We start from the raw sequence: 21,678 nt of genomic DNA, 5'->3' as shown, positions 1-21,678 counted from the left end.
TTTATTGTTTGGAAATGAAAATTCTACTTCTGCAGCTGACCTGAAAAAACGTCCTTTTAGTGGTAACCCTAATCAATACGTTCCATCAGCAGGTGGTATCCCTGCTACTTATGCAATCAACGCAACTGTAGATAATTTCAAAATCCCTCAGATCTGGCGTTCCAATTTAGCAGCAGATTTTAACCTTCCAGGAGGTATTATTGCTACAGTTGAGGGTATTTATACCAAATCTATTAATGAGATCTATCACCGTGATGCCAACCTGAAAAACCCTTCCGGACAGTTAACTGGTTCTGGTGATAACCGTGATATTTTCCCAGGTGGTTCAAGTAACCGTATCAACAGTTTTATTACCAATGCAATTGTATTGGATAATACCAATAAAGGATACGCTTATAACATTACCGGTCAGTTACAAAAACACTTCGGTAAATACGTGGATGCAATGGTGGCTTATACTTATAGTGATGCCCGTGATGTTTCATCAACTCCGGGTTCACAAGCCAACTCGGCCTTCACCGGAAACCAGATTGTGAACGACCCTGATAAACCAGTCTTGGCTTACAGCAACTACGTAGTTAAAAACCGTATTATCGCATCGGTTAACTTTAATTTCTCTTTAGCGCGTGAATTACCTACTTCAATCGGTTTGATTTATGAAGGTTCTCCTTATGGCGATACTTTTGGAAATACCCGTTTCTCTTACATCACTTCCGGAAACTTGAATAATGATAATGCAACAGCTAACGATTTAATGTACGTTCCAAAAGATAAAAATGATATTCATTTTGTAACTGCTGATATTAAAGACAGTAAAGGTAACGTTACTTTTGCAGCAGAGAGCGCAGATTCTCAGTGGGCAAGACTGGATGCTTACATTAGCCAGGACAAATACCTGAGCAAGAAAAGAGGTCAGTACACAGAGCGTAACGGAGCAGAATATCCTTGGTCAAATCGTTTTGATATTAGAATTACACAAGATATCTTCACCAAATTCGGACAGGATAACAAAAGCCGTTTCCAGCTCTCAGTTGATATTGTCAATTTCGGAAACCTGCTGAACAAAAACTGGGGAACAACTCAGTTGCCTGCAATGACTAACTTTATGCAGTACCGTTCTGTTGCTAGTGGTGTACCTCAGTATACTATTGATAAAAACCTTCCAGCTTCAACATTTAAAGATAATGTTGGTTTAGGTTCAAGATATCAAATCCAGGTGGGAGCACGTTATTCATTTAACTAATAGCTTACCATCCTAAAAGCAAAAAGGGCCGGAGATTCTTCTCCGGCCCTTTTTGCATAATTATATTTCTCAGTTGCAGACCTTAATTTGCCGCGGGAGGTGCAATTGTTTTAAAGAACCCGCTTTGGGTCATTGTAGAAACCGTAGTACCATCTGCCGCATAAGCTGAAGCTCTAAGCGCGTAGGTCTTGTCAACAGATAAACCTAGTGCACTGAATTTTAACAGAATACTTCCTGCATATATCTTCGTGTTTGGATAGGTTGTATCCTGAAGAGTATAAGTGATGGTATGATTGGTTACCTTATCAGTGGAAGTAGCGTCATATCCATTCCAGGAAGAAAATGTCACCGTTTTAACCACGGTGTTACCTTCTAGAATATCAACCACAAACTTTCCTGTAGGTACTTTGGCTGTAGCGCCAAAATACACCTGTAAAATAGTGGTTAATGTAAAAGGACTGCTTTGTTGATAACCTAAGCTGCTTAGCTGCAGGTTGGGCAATTTTGGCTCTATACCTGCAATATCTGCCTTTTTACTGCAAGAGGATAGAGTTAAGGCCAGAAGTGCAGTTAAAGCGATACTTATATATTTTTTCATTGTATTTATTTTAAATATTAATCCCTGTCTGATTAGAAAATGTATTTAGCACCAATTAACAAGCTCCATGTCGTGGTAGCAGTAGCTACATTTTGGAACGGCTGGGTAACCAATTGTCCGTTAAACTGACGCAGGGTATAAGTAGGAACACCGTTTGCATCAATAGAACTATAAGTAAGCGGACTGTTTGTTACAAGCGTTTTTTGGATACCCCAATATTTGCTCAGTAAGTTAGGAAGGTTGATTACTACGGCACTTAACTGCAGTGTATGTTTTTTTCCATTTGCATTGATGTAGAAATCCTGAAGGATATTTGCATCCACACGGTTGTACCAGGGTAAAAATGCTGCATTTCTTTCTGCATACTGGCCTCTGTGGCTGTTCAGGTATGGCGTGTTTTTGATAAATTGCTCAAAAGCCGCCGCTTGTTGCTGTGGCGTATAGGTATAAGCTACGCCGTTAACAGTAGCAGTAAACTGCGTAAACTTAACTTCTGAGGCTCTTTTTGGAATGTACATCAAATCACCGCTGTTGCCGTCACCGTTAAGATCTCCGTTAACAACATAGCTGATTGGAGAGAATCCGCCTGCCTGTCCCTGATAAAAGATACCGATAGTCGTTGCTGCGTACTTTGAATAATTAAATTTATAAGACGCATTGGCAACAATACGGTGAGGTACATAGTTAGCTGAATTACCCAATTCAACATCATTTGCTGTTCCTACATTGGCTGTCGCACCCCAAACGCCTGCAGCATTGGTGCCTGCGGTAGCAAATGCTTCTTTTGATTTGGTATAGGTATACGCGATCGAAGCATTAAATCCATTATAGAAATTTTTGCTCAATTGAGCCGTTAAAGCAGATGAATAACCTTTGCTTGTGTTTTCAAGAACAATTGCATTGGTTATACTTGGATAAATTGCTCTGTCTACTGCTTGAACAGCACCATTATTTCCTGTACCTATATAACGTACTCTGGAGAAATCACCTTCGTTTATAAGTCCTGTCGGAGTTTTAAGATTGGCATTTCTCATTCTTGTAGCATTGATATCCTTGGTATAAATCGCCTCTAAACTGGCGGTAAAACCATTGCCAAGATTTTTCTCCAGGGCTAAATCCGCTCTGAATACCTGTGGGAACTTATAGTTTTGATCGATCAGTACAGTTGAACCTTGAACAGCGGTTCCAGCTACCTGAGGGAATAAATTAGCATATACAGAAGGATCAGCATTTAACTTAATGTTCTGCAGCTGAGCAGCAGTAGCCACGCCATTGTAATTATACATGGCACTGTTGCTTGGCATATTGGTCAGGAAGATATATGGCATTCTTCCTGTAAATATGCCTAAGCCTCCGCGTAATACCAACGATTTGTCTTCCAGTAAGCTGGCTCTGAAACCTGCTCTTGGAGATAATAGAATTCTTGATTTTGGCCATTTACCGGTGTTGTAGCTGGTGATGTTTCCATCTGCATCAGGTAATTGTAAAGCCGTAATTTGAGGATTCTCTACTGGATCTTGCAAGTAAAGACTTTTATCCGCACGCAATCCATAAGTAATTTTGAAGTTATCGCTCACATTGAATTCATCCTGAGCATATAAACTTACGGTTCCTACTTTTAAGTTTGCAGAATACACTTGATCCACTCCTGGAATCAGAGAATAGTTATAGGTAAATTGGATAGGTGCCCTGTCATTTAAAAAGTCGTCAAGGGAGTTGTAAATATAAGAACCTGCTGCACCTGGCATATAAGAGTTGCCAATCTTTTGAAATTCGTAATTGATACCTCCTGTGATGGTATGTTTACCTGCATAATAAGTGATGTTATCATATAAACTAATGGTGTTGTCAATCACATTATTATATTTTGTGTTCGGGTCTGAACCTGCTGAAATGTAGTTGTTTCCTGCACCGTTAAAAATATCAATCGTTGGGAAAAAATCTCCTTTTGTCGTACGTGGACTGCCGTAATTTTTAAAGGTCAATAACAACTGATTGGTTAATTTCGGGGTGATCGTACTGTTCAATTCAGCTGTACCTGTACTTACTTTATTTAAATACCCAAAATTAGAATTTTCGAAAGCGATAGAATTTACACTGTAACGGGCATTAGGTAAGGTATTACGTGTCTGAGGGGTACCGTTAACCCCTGTAAAAGTAAAAGAAGCACCGCCCGGAACACCAGTGGCATTAACAGATAGATCGGCTGTAGCATGTAAATAACTGTATTTTACTTTCAGTTTGTTCTTATCGTTGATGTTCCAGTCTAATTTTACCAGGAATTTAGTGTTTTCAGGCTTAAATGCCGGAAAGTTGTCATAAGCTCCGGTTTTATAACCAAATTTAGAATCCAGGTAATCAGAAACTTTTTGAAGATCTCCAACCGTAGTTGCTGCAGTTTGACCGATACCTGAACCACCAGTAGGAGAGAAAGCAATACCAGGAGTAGTCGAAATCTCTCTCTCAAAGTTGGCAAAAAAGAACAATTTGTTTTTTATGATCGGGCCGCCCAGAGTAAAACCATAAGTTTTTGTACTTGCTTTCGCTGTTGCAGCACTGATGTCTTTATCGCCAATCATTGTGCCGTTAAAAGACTGGTTTTTATAGTAACCATAAACCGAACCATGAACGGTATTGGTACCACTTTTTGTAGTCGCATAGATGCCCGCTCCGGTAAAACCAGATTGTCTTACGTCAAATGGACTCACATTGATGGAAAGCTCATCATAAGCTTCAATAGAAATTGGCTGCGCGCCTCCTCCAGGCAATAAATCTGATGAGGTACCGAAAGTATTGTTTAAATTGGCCCCATCAACCGTAACACTGTTGGATCTGCTGTCGCGACCGGCAAAACTTGTTCCGGTAGACTGTGGAGTTAAACGGGTGAAATCAGTTACACTTCTTGAAAAAGTAGGTAAAGTAGCGAGTGCAGTGGCACCAATATTGGTTGTAGCACCTGATTTTGCGGATACAATACGCTTTGTTCCGGTTATAGATACTGCATTCAATTGTACGCCACTATCAGATAGCACAGCATTCAATACAAATGGCTGTCCCAATAGAAGGGTGATATCTGTATAAGTACTTTTATTGAAGCCGATATAGGTCACTTCAATTTTGTAAGGACCGCCAGTACGCATACCTGGAATGCTAAACAATCCGTCTTTGTTGGCAGCGGCTGCGTAGGAAGTTCCGGATGGTACATGTGTCGCTCTGACAGAAGCACCTGGCAGGATACCTCCTTTAGCGTCTTTTACGCTCCCGGATATACTACTCGATGTAACCTGAGAAAAGGCAACAGAAGCAGTAAAAAGGAAAAATAAGAAAATGAGTAAAGAGTTTCTCATACTTGATCGTTTTTTTACGTGAATTTGTGTGTGTTGTTTTGGCCGCAAAGATAGGAAATCGGCCTAAGAATTGTTAACTTAATGTTAATAAATTGAAACTTAACGTATTGTGTACGATTAGTATATGTTGAGACTGTTTGGTGTTTTTGTAAGTCTCTGTAAATCAAATTTTTGTTTTTCAATAGATATTTTTTGGACATCGTTTGTTTGCCCTTCTGTATAAAAGCTTTCCTTTTAACCAGATCTATAATTTCGATTTTTTACTCATCTGTAATACTAGTTCACTAAACAAAACAAGTTCTAAATTTTTTATGAAATAGGTTTAGAACTCTAATCTATACAAAAAAAAGTGTCTGGTCAAAGCCGATCTTATTGTCGCGATTAATCAAAGAATCAAAAGATGCTAATTCCTAAAGATGCATATATTACAGGCGACAGATTGAATAGGATAACAGTGACTTAACCAAAAACTAAAGCTATGTAAAACATATTTTAAAGTATAGAACAGTATATATTTAGTATAGATTTCATAAGGATTTGATAGGGGGTTGATAGGGAGTTGATAGGGACAATGCCCCTGTCAACTCTTTATTATCTGTTTATCAACCAATTGTTTATCTCAAAATAATCGTAACTTCATTATACCGAAATCTAAAACGCAATCTTATGGCAACATTTAAAAACGGTATTTTAGGTCCATTCAAAGGAAAAGTAGGCAAAGTAGTGGGTTACGAGCTTAATGGGCAATATGTAATGAGGGGCATTGGCTATGGGAAAGTCAACAGAAAGCCAACACCAAAAGAGTTGGCCAACCGAAAACGCTTTGCCATTGCGCAAACGTGGTTACAGCCCTTACTCGAATTCCTAAGGGTGGGTTTCCAGGATTATGCACCAACCTTTCAAGGTTTCAGCGCAGCAAAATCTTACCTTTTAAATCATGCCATTAACGGTACCTATCCGGACTTTGTCATTGATCCGGCTCTGGTGCTGGTCAGCTTCGGCCAATTGGCACAAGCCTCATCTTCTAATGTTACTTCTCAACAGCCCAATACCCTCACGTTTACCTGGGAACCAGGAAAACATGCTTATGATGACCGAGCAATGTTTGTAGCTTACAATCTGGAAGAAGGAATTGCAGAGTCTGATACATCAGCTGCGAAAACACAAAACAAGATAGGAACATTTGTTTTAAGTAAGGGCTTTTCAGGCAAGGAAGTTCATGTTTACCTTGCATTTGTATCTGAAGACAGGAAGAGCCGAAGCAATAGTCAATATCTGGGGAAAATCAGAGTGCTTTAACTCTTAATTGCATAAAAAAAACTGATGCTCCAGGTTAATTCTTTACCTGGAGCATCAGTTTTTTATATACTCAAGGTCTGTTTTAATTATAAACAAACTCGCCTTTATCGCTCTTAATTGTCACTTGTTTGGTTGCAGATGTTTCTACATGACCAATGATCTGTGCATCTATATTGAAGCTTTTAGAGATCTCAATAATCGCCTGGGCAATTTCCTGCGGAACATACAATTCCATTCTATGGCCCATATTGAATACTTTGTACATTTCTTTCCAGTCTGTTCCGGATTGTTCCTGGATCAATTCAAATAACGGTGGAACAGGGAAGAGGTTGTCTTTAACCACATGTACATCATCATTAATGAAATGAAGTACTTTAGTTTGAGCACCACCGCTGCAATGTACAATACCATTGATCTGGCTGCGGTAGTTTTCCAGTATTTTTTTGATCACCGGTGCATAGGTACGTGTTGGCGACAAGACCAGTTTACCTGCAGTGATTTCAGTTTGATCGTCTATTTTAACCAGGTCTGTTAAACCTTTACCACCTGAAAATACCAGGTCAAAAGGAACGGCCGGATCAAAGCTTTCCGGATAATTGGTCGCTACGTATTTGTTGAAAACATCATGTCTGGCAGAGGTTAGCCCGTTGGAACCCATACCACCATTGTATTCCTTTTCATAGCTGGCCTGTCCTGAAGAAGAAAGCCCTACAATCACATCACCCGCCTGGATTTTGTGGTTGCTGATTACCTCATCACGTTTCAAACGGCAGGTTACTGTAGAATCAACGATAATGGTCCGAACCAGATCACCTACATCAGCAGTTTCTCCGCCGGTAGAATAAATGGAAATCCCTTGTTCGCGAAGTTCTGCAAGAATCTCTTCTGTACCATTGATAATGGCAGCAATCACCTCACCAGGAATCAGGTTTTTATTTCTGCCAATGGTAGAAGACAAGAGAATATTTTCTGTAGCGCCTACACAGATCAGATCGTCAATATTCATGATAATGGCATCCTGGGCGATTCCTTTCCAAACAGAAATATCGCCGGTTTCTTTCCAGTATACATAGGCCAGGGAAGATTTGGTGCCTGCACCATCTGCATGCATAATGTTGCACCATGCCTGGTCATTACCTAATATATCCGGGATGATTTTGCAGAAAGCTTGCGGGAAAATACCCTTGTCAATGTTTTTGATGGCCTGGTGCACATCTTCTTTAGAGGCAGAAACGCCACGTTGGTTGTACCTGTTATCACTCATGTTGCTGCAAAGATAGGGAAACGCGGCAATCTTGACACGATTTCCGGGCAAAAAAATAACCTCTGCTTTTTCAGGGCAGAGGTTATGAAATCAAAACAAAGTATTATTTTAAAAATAACAGTTCTCTGAATTTTGGTAAAGGCCAAACACTGTCATCAACAATCTGCTCCAGTTTATCTGTGTGGTAGCGGATGGTATCGAAATAGCTCTTCACTTTCTCGTCGTAAGCAATCGCTTTTTCGCGTGTATCTTCGATCGCATTGGTTACTTTACGTTCTTCCAGCATGGCATCAATATTGGTTTTCAGGACACCCAGGTGCTCAGAAACTTTATTGATGATGGCCAATGGAGCTTCTAAAGTTTCTTTTGCTAAACCAAGATCTTTTAAGCCTTTTGCATTTTCAAGCAAGGTATTTTGGTAAGCAATGGTTGCAGGAATGATCATGCTGTTGGTTACTTCGCCCATTACCCTGGCTTCGATCTGCAGTTTTTTGTAATAGCTTTCTAACAAGATCTCATGACGTGCATGCAATTCGCGCTCGTTGAAGATGTTGTTTTTGGTGAAAACTTCAGTCGATTTTTCGCTGATGTAAGCATCCAGAGCAACCGGAGTAGTTTTGATGTTGGCTAAGCCACGTTTAGCTGCCTCATCTGCCCATTCCTGGCTGTAACCATTTCCTTCAAAACGGATGTCTTTAGATTCTTTGATGTATTTTTTGATGATCGTTAACAAGGCAACGTCTTTTTTCTCGCCTTTTTTGATCAATTTATCTACTTCAACTTTGAATTTAGTCAACTGATCTGCCATGATGGTGTTTAACACAGTCATTGGTGCAGAAGAGTTTGCAGAAGAACCTACAGCTCTCAATTCAAATTTATTACCGGTGAAAGCAAATGGTGAAGTACGGTTACGGTCGGTGTTGTCTAATAAGATCTGAGGGATCTTAGGAATACCTAACCATAAAGAATCTTCATTTTTTACTTTTTTCAAAATGCTGCGTGAGCTTTCGATCTCGTCCAGTACGTCAGCAAGCTGAGAACCCAGGAAGATGGAAATGATTGCTGGCGGCGCTTCGTTTGCACCTAAACGGTGATCGTTACTTACCGAAGCAATACTTGCTCTTAATAGATCTGCATGTTCGTGTACCGCTTTGATGGTGTTTACAAAGAAAGTAAGGAACATCAGGTTGTTTTTAGGTGTTTTACCTGGAGACAACAAGTTTTTACCGGTATCAGTAATCAATGACCAGTTGTTGTGTTTACCCGAACCATTGATGCCTGCATATGGTTTTTCGTGTAACAACACTTTGAAATTGTGTCTTAAAGCCACTTTCTCCATTAAGTCCATCAACAATTGATTGTGGTCAATTGCCAAGTTGATTTCTTCATAGATCGGCGCACACTCAAATTGAGAAGGAGCCACCTCATTGTGACGGGTTTTCAAAGGAATACCTAATTTTAAGGCTTCGTTTTCAAAATCTACCATATAAGTAAATACACGCTCAGGGATAGATCCGAAATAGTGATCTTCCAGTTGCTGTCCTTTTGCAGACATATGACCAAATAAGGTACGGCCGGTTAAAGCAAGGTCAGGACGTGCATTATATAAGGCAAGGTCTACCAGGAAATATTCCTGCTCGATACCTAACGATGCATTTACTTTAGTGATGCTTTTATCAAAATACTGGCAAACATCGACAGCGGCTTTGTCTAAAGCATTTAATGCTTTCAATAAAGGTGCTTTATAATCTAGTGCCTCACCAGTGTAAGAAACAAATACAGTTGGGATGCAAAGGGTTTTACCAGCTTTGCTTTCCATAATGAAGGCAGGAGAAGAAGGATCCCATGCTGTATAACCGCGTGCTTCGAAAGTGTTGCGGATACCACCGTTAGGGAAACTTGAGGCATCTGGCTCTTGTTGTACCAATGCACTTCCTGCAAATTTTTCAATTGCGCCATCTGCACTTGGCTCGAAGAACGAATCATGTTTTTCAGCAGTTGTACCAGTTAGGGGCTGAAACCAATGAGTATAGTGTGTTGCGCCTTTAGACATTGCCCATGTTTTCATTGCTGTTGCAATGTGATTGGCTTCGTCCTGGTTAATTAACACGCCCTGATCAATAGCAGAAATTAATTTTTCATAAACTTCCTTTGATAAGAGATCTTTCATTTTTTTCTTATCAAATACATTAGAGCCAAAAAACTCCGAAATTTTGGTTGATGGCGACTTAACCTCGGGTGAAATTCTAGATTGTGCCTCTTTTAATGCAATTGTTCTTAAACTTTTCATTGATTTCTTTAAAATTTGAACCAAAAATATAATATTATCTCAATAATTCGTAAAAAATTGATAAAAAATATGTTGTTAATAACTTTCGAAGGTTAAGATTTTGTTAAATTTTCATTTTTAGTCGTTTTTTGAGTCCTGATCTTTGGTTTTTGATGCGTTTGAGTGCCTTAAATTATGATAATATTAATATTTCGGCTTTTATGGAAAAAGAAAGAAATAGACATCTTATTTTAAAATAATCTAAGAACTATGATAAATTCATCAAACCTGTACAAGAAAGAGTGGCTCAATCTTGTATTCAAGAACAGAAATCAGAATTATGGTGCTTATACACTTCGTCAGCAATCCTCAAAGATCACTTTCAGGGCTTTATTGATCAGTTCTTCTGCTTTTATCCTGCTTTTTGTTATACCTGCGGTGTTAAGGCACATGAAACCTGCAGAAATTGTAGTTCCGGACAAAATTATAGAGGTAAACACACTTACACTTCCTGATCAGGTGAAACCAGAAGAGAAAAAGAAGGAAATGCCAGCTGAACCTATGAAGGAAAAGATCAAAACGGTGAGTTTGCCTTCCAGACCTGTCGTTGTGAGTGATCCGGTATTGAAGGATCCGCCAACACTTAAAGAAATAGAACATGCAGCCATAGGCCCGGTTACACAGGCCGGAGTGGAAACCAATATTGCTACTGTACCGGAAGCAGGTGCCGGAAATGGAATCGGCACAGGTAAAGGGAACGGTGAAGGCGAGGCTGTAGATAATAATATATATGAAAACGGAACGGGTAGTCTGGAGGCTTATCCTGAATTTGAAGGTGGGATGAAAGGCTGGGCTAAATTTCTTCAGCGCAACCTGAGGTATCCCAGTATGGCCTCAGAACAAGAAATACAAGGAAAAGTATTTGTAAGTTTCGTGGTGGAAAAAGATGGATCGGTTTCAGATGTGACCTTGGTTAAAGGAATTGGAGGTGGTTGTGATGAGGAGGCTTTACGAGTGATTAAAAAATCGCCAAGATGGAAACCTGGCCAGCAAAATGGAAGGAGTGTACGGGTAAGGTATAATATGCCTCTGTCATTTACCATCAATCAATAAATTCAGTAGAGGGGATGGGACTGAAAATAGGCCATCAGTTTTTCTGCACCCTCCCTCTGCAATTTGCTAAGAAAAAGGTATATGCTGGTGAGAGGCCTCAGAGATCTGCGGCTTTTTCAGCCGCCTGATATCGTTAGCCTCGAAGCAGCATATACCTTTTTCTATATAAATTTCACCTCCTCTTTTTTATTTTATTTATACACAGACTGAAACGAATAAATTTTGGTAGAAGATGATCACTTCATAACCTCGAAAAAAATATATTCCAATGAAAATATAAATTGTAATTTTATCTTTTCATAACAACACAAATGAAGATTCCCGTTACGGAAGCATAGGCGAAGCAGTATGGTTATAAAACGTTTTCTTATTTTCACTGCGGGCCTGCTTTTAATTTTTAATCATCTAAATGCGCAAGAAAAGCCGCAAAAGGATTCTATTGCCCAAACAGATGTGAGCGATTTGTACAAACGGTATTTTAAAAAGCATGCCGGGCCAGATACATCGCATAAAAAAAATGGAAGTCTGGTGCTGTTGCCAACTTTTGGTTATACACCCAGTATAGGATTTCAACTCGGAGCAGACGTATTGGGAACCAGATATTTTGGAGATCCGGCAACAACAACATTATCTGTTTTTGAAGCTTATACTGCGTTATCAACCAAGAAAACAGCATTGCTGCAGCTCAAGCATAATATTTACTTGCCAGACAATAACTGGAACCTTCAGGGAAGCTGGGAAGTAGGGAAAAATCAGGTCCTAGACCATGGAATAGGAACGGGGCACGATGATCCGGGAATCTTTCCAATTAAATTCACCTATCTGCGGCTGAACGAAAACATTTACCGGGAAATATTTGACCACTTTTACGCAGGAGCAGGTTTGGCCTTCAACTTTTATGGCAATATTGATGATGAAAAGGAAAACCCAGGCGTATCTAAAACCTTTAATCACTTTTACAGCATAAAGAACGGTTTCTCGCCCGGGCGATATTTCGCCAACGGTGTACTCGTGAACCTGCAGTACAATACACGGGATCAACCTTACAGGCCTTATAAAGGAATATACGCAAATGTAATCTTCAGGGTAAATACCAAAGTGCTGGGGAGTGAACAGGAAGCCACACAACTAAAAACAGAGCTCAGGAAATACTGGAGCCTTTCGCATAAGAATCCAGAACACGTACTGGCTTACTGGATGTGGGGCTCCTATTTGATCAATGGCACTATTCCTTACCTGGAATTACCAGGAACAGGTAGTGATGTAGACCAGCGAAGCGGCAGAGGTTATACGATTAGCCGTTTTAAAGGCCCGTCTTATTTCTATAACGAACTGGAATACCGGTTTCCCATCACTAAAGATAAACTCCTTAGCGGAGTTACTTTTATCAACGCACAAACTGCAAGCAATCAGCGTAAAACAAAGCTCTTTCAATACTGGGAGCCAGGAGGTGGGGCTGGGTTGAGGATCTTGTTTAACAAACATACCCGTTCCAATCTCTGTATTGATTATGGCTTTGGAAGCTCAGGCTCCAGCGGTCTGTTTCTTGGCCTGAATGAAACGTTTTAAATTGGTCTGATAAAAACTTAGAATTCAAACTGCAATTTTGCCCTTATCCCATATTTAGAGATACCCGGATGATCGAGGTAATTAAAGCGGCGAACCAGATCCAGGCGCATGACCCGGAAAATATTTCCTATGCCCACACTGCCTTCCATATAAGGTAATTTACCCAGTACATAGGTGGTTGGAATACCTGCGGCATTCAGGGGGAATTGTGGAAGATCAGGATGCAGGTCTGGATTGTTTTCTGCTCTCAAGCCACCATAAAGACCCTTAAAAGTAAGGTATTCCCGTAGTTTAAGGTGTTTGATGAGTGGAATCCGGTTAACAAATAAACCGTTGAAATTATGGTCAATATTTAAACTTACATAGTGGTCGCTTACAAATTCCATGAAGTTCATCATATTGTAAGCATAGGTCTGATAAGCATAAGATTGGTTGGCGCGATGAATGTCTAATAGTGCAAAAGGCACGTTTCCAAAAATATAACCACCTTCCAGGCGTACATCCGAACGGCCAAACTGCGACATATAAAAGCGTTTGTCTATATATCCCATTAAATTCTTGTAATTGTATTCTCCGTCAAAGAATCCTTTTATGCCCTGCGAATAGTTCAGGTAGAAGACCGGGTATTTTTCAATCAATCTTTCTCGGAAAACTTTACCCTGATAGAACCGCTCGTGAGGAGCATAGCGCAATTGCAAGCTGAGCTCCGAACTGGTGATCTGGTCGATATTTACAGGATGGTTATTCTCTGCAGTGGTGAAAGTAAGTGATCCTGCAGGTCGTTGTGTCCATTTGGTAAAACCCAGATTGAAGGAAAAGTGATTGGCATATTCCTGCATGTATTCCGCTTTATACAGATCACTGTATAAAAACTGGGAGGTTTCTCCATGTTTGAAGGAAGCCAGAAAGTTGTCCTCGAACACAATGTTTTTAGACATATCACCGGGAACATTCACATCGCGCTGAAAACTGGCGCGTACAAAACTCTGCGGAAAAGTATAGATCGATTTGTTGTTAAAAGCGTAAGCCCCGCTAAAATAATATTTCCATTTTTCATCCTTAACCCCATAAGCCGCATAGGTGTCGAAATAAAAACGGGTACTGAAATCTGTTGTAGTCCGGCCTCCGATGCGAGGTTTGAAACCTTCCAGGCTGTTGAAAGTATAAAAGGTATAGAAGGGACCTATTTCAACCGGGCCATATTGTTTGTAGCCCACAAAGAAGAAGGCAGCAAGATTCATCATTCTCTTGAAGGATTTCATTTTGCCTAAACTGTCTATGTTTCCATAAATTTTCAGTTTTTCTGCTGAAATGGTATCCAGGCGATTGCTGGCCCAGTAAGCTGCGGAGCGTTTTTCAGCATCAGGAACAACCTCCAGGTCAAGACCACGGTATACACTGTCCGGCCGGATGATATTGGTTTTATAATCTTTAATAGTAACGGTCCGTTCTCCCTTAAATCCTTTGCCTCCATCTTTACCCAGTCCAAAATCCATCACCAGGTGGCTTTTGCTCATATGATATTTTCCGGTAGTATCTTTTTCAAAATCAAGCTTAACTTCTAAGGCCCTTACAAAATTGACGTTTACATTTTTTCCTGTTTTCAGGAAGGCGTCTTGTACGGCATATTTTCCGTCCATCGTAATATAGATCTGCCCTTCAAAGAGCAGGGCGTTCTGGTTTCTTGGAACGAAGGAAAGTTCAATCAGGTTGGGTGTTTGATTTTTTACAGTATCGGTAATAAAGAATTTGTAGAAAAGCGGGGCGCTTTCAGCAATTGGGCTCAGGAACTGGCTATTGGTAAAAACGATATTGTTTTTATAAATGTCCACATCGGCATACATTCTCTCAAAATAATTGCCCAGTGCATTGTTGTCTACCATGCTTTCGTCAAACTTGACATGTTTGTCGGCCAGCATAATGGTTTTGTTCTTTTTTGGGTCCTTACGGAAGTAGTTTTGGGACAGACGTTCGCGCAGATAAATGGGCATGATGTTCTTGCCTCCGATTTCAGTGGAGTCCTGTTTGTCGAACAGAAACTGATAATGCTTGAAGATCTTTTTGTTTTTGAACTGATCAGAGAGATTGCTCATGGAAAACTGCATCCAGTCGTATTGTTTGTATTCGACAGCATCCTGGCTTTCCAGGCGGTTTATGGATTTATTTTCGATCACTTTACGGATCAGCTCGACAGCAGGATTGCCTTTATTGCGGTACGGTACTTTTTTTGCTTTGCTGCTGATGGTGACTTCATGCAGATTTTGCGATTCTTCCTGCAGCACAATATTGATGGTTTGTGTTGTAGAAGGGATAATATGAACGAATTTTGTTTTATAGCCCATGTAGAGGACCTGCAATTGGGTATATGCGGCATTACCACTTATACTGAATTTTCCATCGGCATCGGTTCTGACGGCTATTTTGGTGTCTTTAAACAATATCGTTACCGACGGCAGCGGGCTTTTGTCTTTGCTGTCGGTTACGGTTCCGGAAACTACAGTGCTCTGGGCAAAAGTTCGGGAACCTATACATAGAATCAGGACCAGGAAACTATAAAAAATATAAAAAGACTTTCTTGTATTGCTGTTCATAGGTAGGCTTGGGCGGGGCTAAGTCTTTTTTTTACAGTAATAATACAAATAATGTGCCCGGATACAAGTTAAAAAATGTTAAAGTGGAAAAAAACGCCATCCAGCATTTTTTCTCCAGCAGGAAGAAGAGGGAAGGAGGTGGAAATGATTATATTTGTGCCGTACAATAATGCGTATTCTATAAGGTAACACTATGTATCGGAAATTAGTTGGTCTACTCGTTTTGATTTCATTTTTTGGATTGAAGTGCAGTAAAGTCTATGCTGCTGCAGGCCCTGAAATGAACAGATCTGTGGAGTCTTTCTGTTTTGAAACAGGCTCTGATGGAGGCGTTACATCCGATACAAAAGATCTGCAAAGCCCTTGTTCCGGTGAGGAAGAGAAGGATTTGAAATCTTTTGAATTTATGGACGATGATTTTATCCCGCTTACCGAAATGAAGATGTTCTATACTGCGCTTTCCAGAAAGATGCTGATTCGTTATCATATGAGCTGTCCAGATCCGTCGATCCCGGCATTCTATTCGCCTCCCGAATCATTCTTGAAGAGATTTCCGAACAGGAATTAACAGACATCTGAACTAGAGAAGCTGTTTAAATATCCGGGGTATCATAAATAATCATGGAATACCTCTTTATGATCCCATCTATTATGATCTATGGTAATTACGTTCCCATAATCTATTATTTAATATTAAAACACATCATTATGAAATATCCATCTATAATTAAAGGAGCAATACTTTCACTTTTACTAACGAGCACAGCAATCGCCGCAAAGGCACAAAAAATTGAAGAACAGGATCTAAAAATTAATATCAATAAAATTGCTGATCCAGCCGCGCACCTGCAAAACCTGCAGCCCGTGGCCTTTCAGTACAATACGGCTCAATTTAAGCATCTCAAATTTCCTGCAGGAACGCAATACGGTTTTCTGGCCAGTAATGTAAAAGCGGAATTTCCTGAATTGGTTTACGAAACCTCTCAGATCTATACTTCCGGTAAAAACAGTACCAAAACAGCAAAGTATCAAAAAGTAGAAACCGAAAGTTTGATCCCGGTACTGGTTGCAGCAATCAAAGAGCAACAAGCACAGATTGAACAGTTAAAAAAAGAAGTAGAACAACTCAAAAACAGGTAGGCCAGTTCGTTCGCATACTGCTGTGCCAGTTGTGGGATATGCCCGGATGACCACCCTCATCCGGTCTCTTTGCCTATGCGTTAAACCAAAGTATAAAAATGACAGGGTATGCGCCCAGCAAATCCGGGATTGCTCAGAGCGGACCTCAGGGGGCTTTGCCACAAGAGCGAATCGAGGCAAAGACTCCAGTCTGCGAAGAGCATCCCGGATTTGTCTTCATTTTTTTTACCTTTGGCATAACTCATCAGAAAAGACGACAATGTTTAATAGAATTCATCATATAGCCATTATCTGCACCGATTATGAAAAGAGCAAAGACTTCTACGTCCGTATCCTCGGATTAACCATAGTTCAGGAAGCCTACAGAGCCGAGCGTAAATCCTTCAAACTTGACCTGGCCATAAACGACCACTACCAAATTGAGTTGTTCTCTTTCGAGAACCCACCAGAAAGACCATCACGGCCAGAAGCTGCTGGTTTAAGACACCTGGCCTTTGAAGTAGATGATGTAGATACCACTGTAAATCTTTTGCAATTGATGGGTGTAGTCACCGAACCGGTGCGCATCGACGAATACACAGGAAAGCGCTTTACTTTTTTTAACGATCCCGACGGTTTACCCCTGGAAATCTACGAACGTTAGTCCATGGGCAGCATTTTCAGGTTTAAGCAATTTGAAGTTGAACAACAAGATTGCGCAATGAAAATCAATACCGATGGAATTTTGCTGGGCACCTTATCCGGGCAAAATGCACCCTCATCCATTCTTGATATCGGTACAGGTACAGGTGTTATTGCCATGATGCTGGCGCAACGTTTTGATCAGGCTCACGTGGATGCCGTAGAAATTGACGAAGCAGCGGCAAAAAGGACGGAATACAATTTCTCCAGATCCCCTTTTGCAAATCGCCTTCGTGTTTTTCATCAGGATATTGCGCTGTTTGAATCCCCAGGACGCTACAACCTGATCGTATCCAATCCTCCATATTTTGTAAATGACCTTAAAAGCCAGGAGGCCAGAAAAGGAATTGCCCGGCATGCAGATGAAGCGTTTTTTGAACTGCTGATCAGAAAAGTGGCCACACTCCTTACTGCTGAAGGACTATTCTGGGTCATTCTGCCTATAAAACAAGCCGCCGATTTGATGTTGAATGCGGTTTTGTATCGTTTGTTCCCTCATAAGATTATCCACCTGTATTCGGATGAAAACAAAGAAGAATTCAGGCAAATCATTTGCTTTGGTTTCGGAGACCGGCCCGTACAGCATGAAAAATTCTATATTTATGCAGAGAGAGGCGTATATACCGATGCTTACAAACATTTGCTGAAAGACTTCTTTCTGGCTTTTTAGCTTTACAGGTTCGGACAGGTGACCCGAAGATGGCTTCGGGACATACAGTTTAAAATACTTTCAAATCATATATACATAATGAAACCATCATGAGCAAACACACAAACAAAAATGAATATGCTCATGATAGCTTCATCTCCGTTAAAAACAAATTTTATACTGATGAAAACAATAGGTCTTTTGTCTGATACGCATAGTTTTTTGGACGATGCTGTATTTAAATATTTCGATAAATGTGATGAAATATGGCACGCGGGAGATTTTGGTGTGGGCGTTGCGGAACCGCTTGCCGCGTTTAAACCGCTTAAAGGTGTTTATGGGAATATTGATGATCAGGAGATTCGTGCGGAGTTTCCCGAACACCTTCGTTTCAATTGTGAACAGGTGGATGTTTGGATGACGCATATTGGTGGTTATCCGGGAAGATATTCTCAGAACGTAAAACCAGATATCTACACTAAGCCTCCAATGCTCTTTATCACTGGTCATTCTCACATCCTGAAGGTGATGTACGATGAAAAAATCAAAAGTCTGCATATAAATCCCGGTGCAGCAGGTAAATCGGGCTGGCATAAAGTAAGAACTTTAATTCGATTTTGCATTTCAGAAGAAAAAATACATACCTTAGAGGCCATAGAATTAGGCAATAGATAACGTATTAATTACACTAAGTACATGTCGGGTATAAAAACATTAGGACAGTTCATTATTGAAAAACAGGCAGATTTTCCCTATGCAAAAGGAGAGCTTTCAAGGTTATTGAGAGATATAGGGATTGCCGCAAAAATTGTAAACCGGGAGGTGAACAAAGCAGGTCTGGTTGATATTCTGGGGGCAGCCGGTACCATTAACATCCAGGGGGAAGGGCAGCAGAAGCTGGATGTATTTGCAAACGTGCAGTTCATTTCTGCCTTAACGAGCGGAGGAGAATGCTGTATTGTAGCAACAGAGGAAGAAGAAGAGTTTGTGCCGATTGATTCTCCGGTGTCTAAGAATGCCAAGTATATTGTATGTATCGATCCTTTGGATGGTTCTTCCAATATTGACTGTAATGTTGCTGTAGGGACTATTTTTTCTATTTACAGGAGGAAATCGGTGACAGGTATGGCAACTATTGATGATGTTCTTCAAAAAGGAACACAACAAGTGGCGGCTGGCTATGTGATCTACGGTTCTTCAACCATGATGGTGTATACCACCGGCAAAGGTGTAAATGGATTTACGCTGGATCCTTCAATCGGGGAGTTTTGCTTGTCGCATCCGAACATGAAGGTGCCCGCCGATGGAAAGATTTATTCCATAAATGAAGGAAATTATGTGCATTTCCCGGAAGGCGTGAAGAAATATTTGAAATATGCGCAGGTTGAGGATGAATCTACGGGAAGGCCTTATACGTCAAGGTATATTGGGTCTATGGTAGGGGATATTCACCGTAACCTGATCAAAGGGGGGATTTATATGTATCCAACCACTTCAAGTTCTCCCAATGGAAAATTGAGGTTGTTGTATGAATGTAACCCGATGGCTTTTATCATTGAGCAGGCGGGAGGGAAGGCTTCCGACGGTTTTAACCGGATCCTGGATATTCAGCCTACGGCTTTGCATCAAAGGGTGTCTATATTTATTGGTTCGGAGAAAATGGTCGATATGGCGGAACAATTGATGCTGGAGCATTCTCCGGAGACGCGGCGCGAAGTAAACAGCGCGGAAGTAGTAAAGGCCTAGTTAAATAGGTATGGAAAATAAAAAAGCGGAACCCGGTTCCGCTTTTTTATTTTGTGATCTGCTATAAAAATGAGGGTTTGTTTCTTTCTGCTTCAAAGCCCACATCAGGAGGTAAGGTATTGCCTTTTCTGGATTCGGCTACGGCCAATTGGTCGCAACGTTCGTTTTCGGGGTGGCTGTTGTGGCCCTTGATCCAGACAAATTTTACATGGTGCTGTTTATAGATATGGAGGAAGCGCATCCAAAGGTCACTGTTCTTTTTGCCTTTGAACCCTGTTTTTACCCATCCGAATACCCATTTCTTTTCTACTGAATCTACTACGTATTTGGAGTCTGAGTATACGGTTACTTGCTGTCCAGGACTTTTGATGGTCTGCAGGCCTACAATTACGGCAAGAAGTTCCATTCTGTTGTTGGTGGTGAGGCGAAAACCACCGCTGAGTTCTTTGTAATGAGCTCCGGAACGTAAAATTACGCCGTAACCTCCGGGACCTGGATTTCCGCTTGCTGCTCCGTCTGTGTAAATGTCTATCATAAATCTATCCCTGTCTCTGTTTGCTTTTCTGGTATGTGGCGAAATTAAACAATATGATTTGCTTCTGAAAGCTAAAACGGGCTGGCAGATACTTGTTGGGTGAATGCTGGTGATGGTATTGGTGCGGAATTTGAATTTTGCCTGTTTTTCTGGCGTTTAATAAGCGATCTGCAGAAGTGTCAAGTGCAGGTGGTACTTTCCTTAAAATCAGCCTTGAATCGTCTTTCAGGCCTTAAAATTGATTAAAATATATCTTTAAAATAAGTGAAAAATGTGGTAACAATGTATTTATTTTGGTCTCTATATGGAGCCTGATGAATGGTTTATCTGGCTAAAAAACAAAAAATAAATAGGCTTATGGAAGCGCTCATTTTTAAGTTCTGGTGGATTTTAGTGGCACTGTTATGTGCAGTTTTATACAAATATATTTTGCGGTTTTTATTTGGGATGGTGATTGTTCCTGAAGATAAAATTGGATTAATTACTAAAAAGTTTGTGCTCTTTGGGGCGGATAAGGAATTGCCGGATGGAAGGATTATTGCGATTAAAGGCGAAGCGGGTTTCCAGGCGAAGACCTTGGCGCCAGGACTCTATTTTGGAATGTGGTTTTGGCAGTACAGTGTAACAATGGAGCAATTCACCATTATTCCAGAGGGTAAAATCGGGTTGATTATGGCCAAGGATGGTTCGGAAATACCAACAGGTAATATCCTGGGTAAGAGAGTGGATTCGGATAATTTCCAGGACGCGGTCAAGTTTCTGGAAAATGGCGGGCAGCGTGGACGGCAGGCGTCTTATATTACCTCGGGTTCTTACCGGATCAATACGATGTTGTTCCAGGTTTCGATTACCGATATGATCCGTATCCAGGAAAGTATGGTGGGTATTGTAACTACGCTTGATGGATTGCCAATTGAAGCGAACCAGATTGCAGGTAAACTGATTGAGGGGCATAATAATTTTCAGGATTTTGATGAGTTTATCAAACAGGGAGGTAACAGGGGCTTACAGCCGCAAGTGATTCTGGCAGGTTCTTATAATTTAAATCCATGGGCCATTCAATTGGAAGAGATCCCGATGACGGAAATTGCTATTGGTTATGTTGGTGTGGTGATTTCCTTTGTTGGACAGGATGGTAATGATTTAACCGGGGCTGATTTTAGACATGGTAATATTGTGGGTAAAGGTTCTAAAGGCGTTTGGCTGGAGCCGCTTGGTCCTGGGAAATATCCGATCAATAAATATATTATGAAGGTGGAGCTTGTACCGACAACCAATCTGGTTTTGAACTGGGCATCGGCACGGAGCGAAGCGCATAATCTGGATAAGAACTTATCTACGATCACTGTCCGTTCAAAAGATGGTTTCCCTTTTAATTTAGATGTGGCACAAATTATTCATGTTCCAACTACTGAGGCACCGAAAGTTATTGCCCGTTTTGGTAACATGGTGAACCTGGTTTCGCAGGTGTTGGAACCAACAATTGGTAATTATTTCCGTAACTCGGCGCAGGATAGTGATGTGATTGCATTCCTGAGTACGCGCAAGGAACGTCAGGAATCTGCTAAAGAACACATCAGAAAAGTGCTGGATGAATATAATGTGAATGCGGTTGATACGCTGATCGGGGATAT

The 21,678-nt window shown here is 40.7% G+C and carries 16 protein-coding genes and 1 pseudogene; 11 read left to right on the top strand and 6 right to left on the bottom strand.

The genetic code is table 11. From position 1 onward, the window contains the following. Positions 1-1,243 (top strand): annotated as a pseudogene (locus VNZ46_RS09815) (hypothetical protein); the annotation flags it as partial. Positions 1,244-1,325: 82 nt separating this feature from the next. Here VNZ46_RS09815 and VNZ46_RS09810 read toward each other — a convergent pair. Then, positions 1,326-1,841, bottom strand: a complete 516-nt coding sequence (locus tag VNZ46_RS09810; protein WP_325559981.1) for a hypothetical protein — start codon at positions 1,839-1,841, stop codon at positions 1,326-1,328. Between the two features lie 32 nt (positions 1,842-1,873). After that, entirely contained in the window at positions 1,874-5,188 is a 3,315-nt protein-coding gene (locus VNZ46_RS09805) for a TonB-dependent receptor (protein WP_325559980.1), read from the bottom strand. Positions 5,189-5,854: 666 nt separating this feature from the next. Between VNZ46_RS09805 and VNZ46_RS09800 the strand changes: the two genes are divergently transcribed. Continuing rightward, positions 5,855-6,487 (top strand): DUF6266 family protein, encoded by a 633-nt coding sequence (locus VNZ46_RS09800; RefSeq protein ID WP_325559978.1) that lies wholly within the window; start codon positions 5,855-5,857, stop codon positions 6,485-6,487. 82 nt (positions 6,488-6,569) lie between these two features. Here VNZ46_RS09800 and VNZ46_RS09795 read toward each other — a convergent pair whose 3' ends face one another. Then, positions 6,570-7,751, bottom strand: a complete 1,182-nt coding sequence (locus VNZ46_RS09795) for an AIR synthase related protein (RefSeq protein ID WP_325559976.1) — start codon at positions 7,749-7,751, stop codon at positions 6,570-6,572. A 103-nt stretch (positions 7,752-7,854) separates the two neighbouring features. Next, a complete protein-coding gene (locus VNZ46_RS09790; protein ID WP_325559975.1) occupies positions 7,855-10,041 on the bottom strand; it encodes a glutamine synthetase III in 2,187 nt (728 codons plus the stop codon). A 249-nt stretch (positions 10,042-10,290) separates the two neighbouring features. Here VNZ46_RS09790 and VNZ46_RS09785 point away from each other — a divergent pair, with 249 nt between their 5' ends. Both VNZ46_RS09785 and VNZ46_RS09780 read left to right on the top strand, forming a co-directional pair. Next, positions 10,291-11,133 (top strand): TonB family protein, encoded by an 843-nt coding sequence (locus VNZ46_RS09785; RefSeq protein ID WP_325559974.1) that lies wholly within the window; start codon positions 10,291-10,293, stop codon positions 11,131-11,133. A gap of 348 nt (positions 11,134-11,481) precedes the next feature. Next, the gene (locus VNZ46_RS09780) at positions 11,482-12,702 is read left to right on the top strand and encodes a BamA/TamA family outer membrane protein (RefSeq protein WP_325559972.1); all 1,221 of its coding nucleotides are present in this window, start codon (positions 11,482-11,484) and stop codon (positions 12,700-12,702) included. Positions 12,703-12,719: 17 nt separating this feature from the next. On the opposite strand, the gene VNZ46_RS09775 is transcribed toward VNZ46_RS09780, so the two are convergent. Continuing rightward, complete coding sequence (locus tag VNZ46_RS09775) at positions 12,720-15,293, bottom strand: DUF5686 and carboxypeptidase-like regulatory domain-containing protein (RefSeq protein WP_325559971.1); 2,574 nt, start codon at positions 15,291-15,293, stop codon at positions 12,720-12,722. 193 nt (positions 15,294-15,486) lie between these two features. Between VNZ46_RS09775 and VNZ46_RS09770 the strand changes: the two genes are divergently transcribed. From VNZ46_RS09770 to fbp, 6 genes are all read left to right on the top strand, one after another. Beyond that, complete coding sequence (locus VNZ46_RS09770; protein ID WP_325559969.1) at positions 15,487-15,861, top strand: hypothetical protein; 375 nt, start codon at positions 15,487-15,489, stop codon at positions 15,859-15,861. 140 nt (positions 15,862-16,001) lie between these two features. Next, positions 16,002-16,433 (top strand): tail fiber domain-containing protein, encoded by a 432-nt coding sequence (locus VNZ46_RS09765; RefSeq protein ID WP_325559967.1) that lies wholly within the window; start codon positions 16,002-16,004, stop codon positions 16,431-16,433. A gap of 259 nt (positions 16,434-16,692) precedes the next feature. Then, complete coding sequence (locus tag VNZ46_RS09760) at positions 16,693-17,076, top strand: VOC family protein (RefSeq protein WP_325559965.1); 384 nt, start codon at positions 16,693-16,695, stop codon at positions 17,074-17,076. A 57-nt stretch (positions 17,077-17,133) separates the two neighbouring features. Beyond that, positions 17,134-17,784, top strand: coding sequence for a tRNA1(Val) (adenine(37)-N6)-methyltransferase (locus VNZ46_RS09755; RefSeq protein ID WP_325559963.1), 651 nt, complete (start codon positions 17,134-17,136; stop codon positions 17,782-17,784). 162 nt (positions 17,785-17,946) lie between these two features. Next, the gene (locus VNZ46_RS09750; protein ID WP_108553726.1) at positions 17,947-18,438 is read left to right on the top strand and encodes a metallophosphoesterase family protein; all 492 of its coding nucleotides are present in this window, start codon (positions 17,947-17,949) and stop codon (positions 18,436-18,438) included. Positions 18,439-18,459: 21 nt separating this feature from the next. After that, positions 18,460-19,509 carry a class 1 fructose-bisphosphatase gene (gene fbp, locus VNZ46_RS09745; protein ID WP_325559961.1) on the top strand — a complete coding sequence of 350 codons (1,050 nt, stop codon included), beginning with the start codon at positions 18,460-18,462 and terminating at the stop codon, positions 19,507-19,509. A gap of 61 nt (positions 19,510-19,570) precedes the next feature. Here fbp and rnhA read toward each other — a convergent pair whose 3' ends face one another. Beyond that, complete coding sequence (rnhA, locus tag VNZ46_RS09740) at positions 19,571-20,044, bottom strand: ribonuclease HI (RefSeq protein WP_199078026.1); 474 nt, start codon at positions 20,042-20,044, stop codon at positions 19,571-19,573. Between the two features lie 357 nt (positions 20,045-20,401). Between rnhA and VNZ46_RS09735 the strand changes: the two genes are divergently transcribed. Then, a partial coding sequence (locus VNZ46_RS09735; protein ID WP_325559960.1) for an SPFH domain-containing protein occupies positions 20,402-21,678 on the top strand: 1,277 nt, incomplete at its 3' end.

The sequence above is a fragment of the Pedobacter sp. genome (assembly GCF_035566355.1).
Classification (GTDB): domain Bacteria; phylum Bacteroidota; class Bacteroidia; order Sphingobacteriales; family Sphingobacteriaceae; genus Pedobacter.
This window is presented reverse-complemented; position numbering and strand designations above follow the sequence as displayed.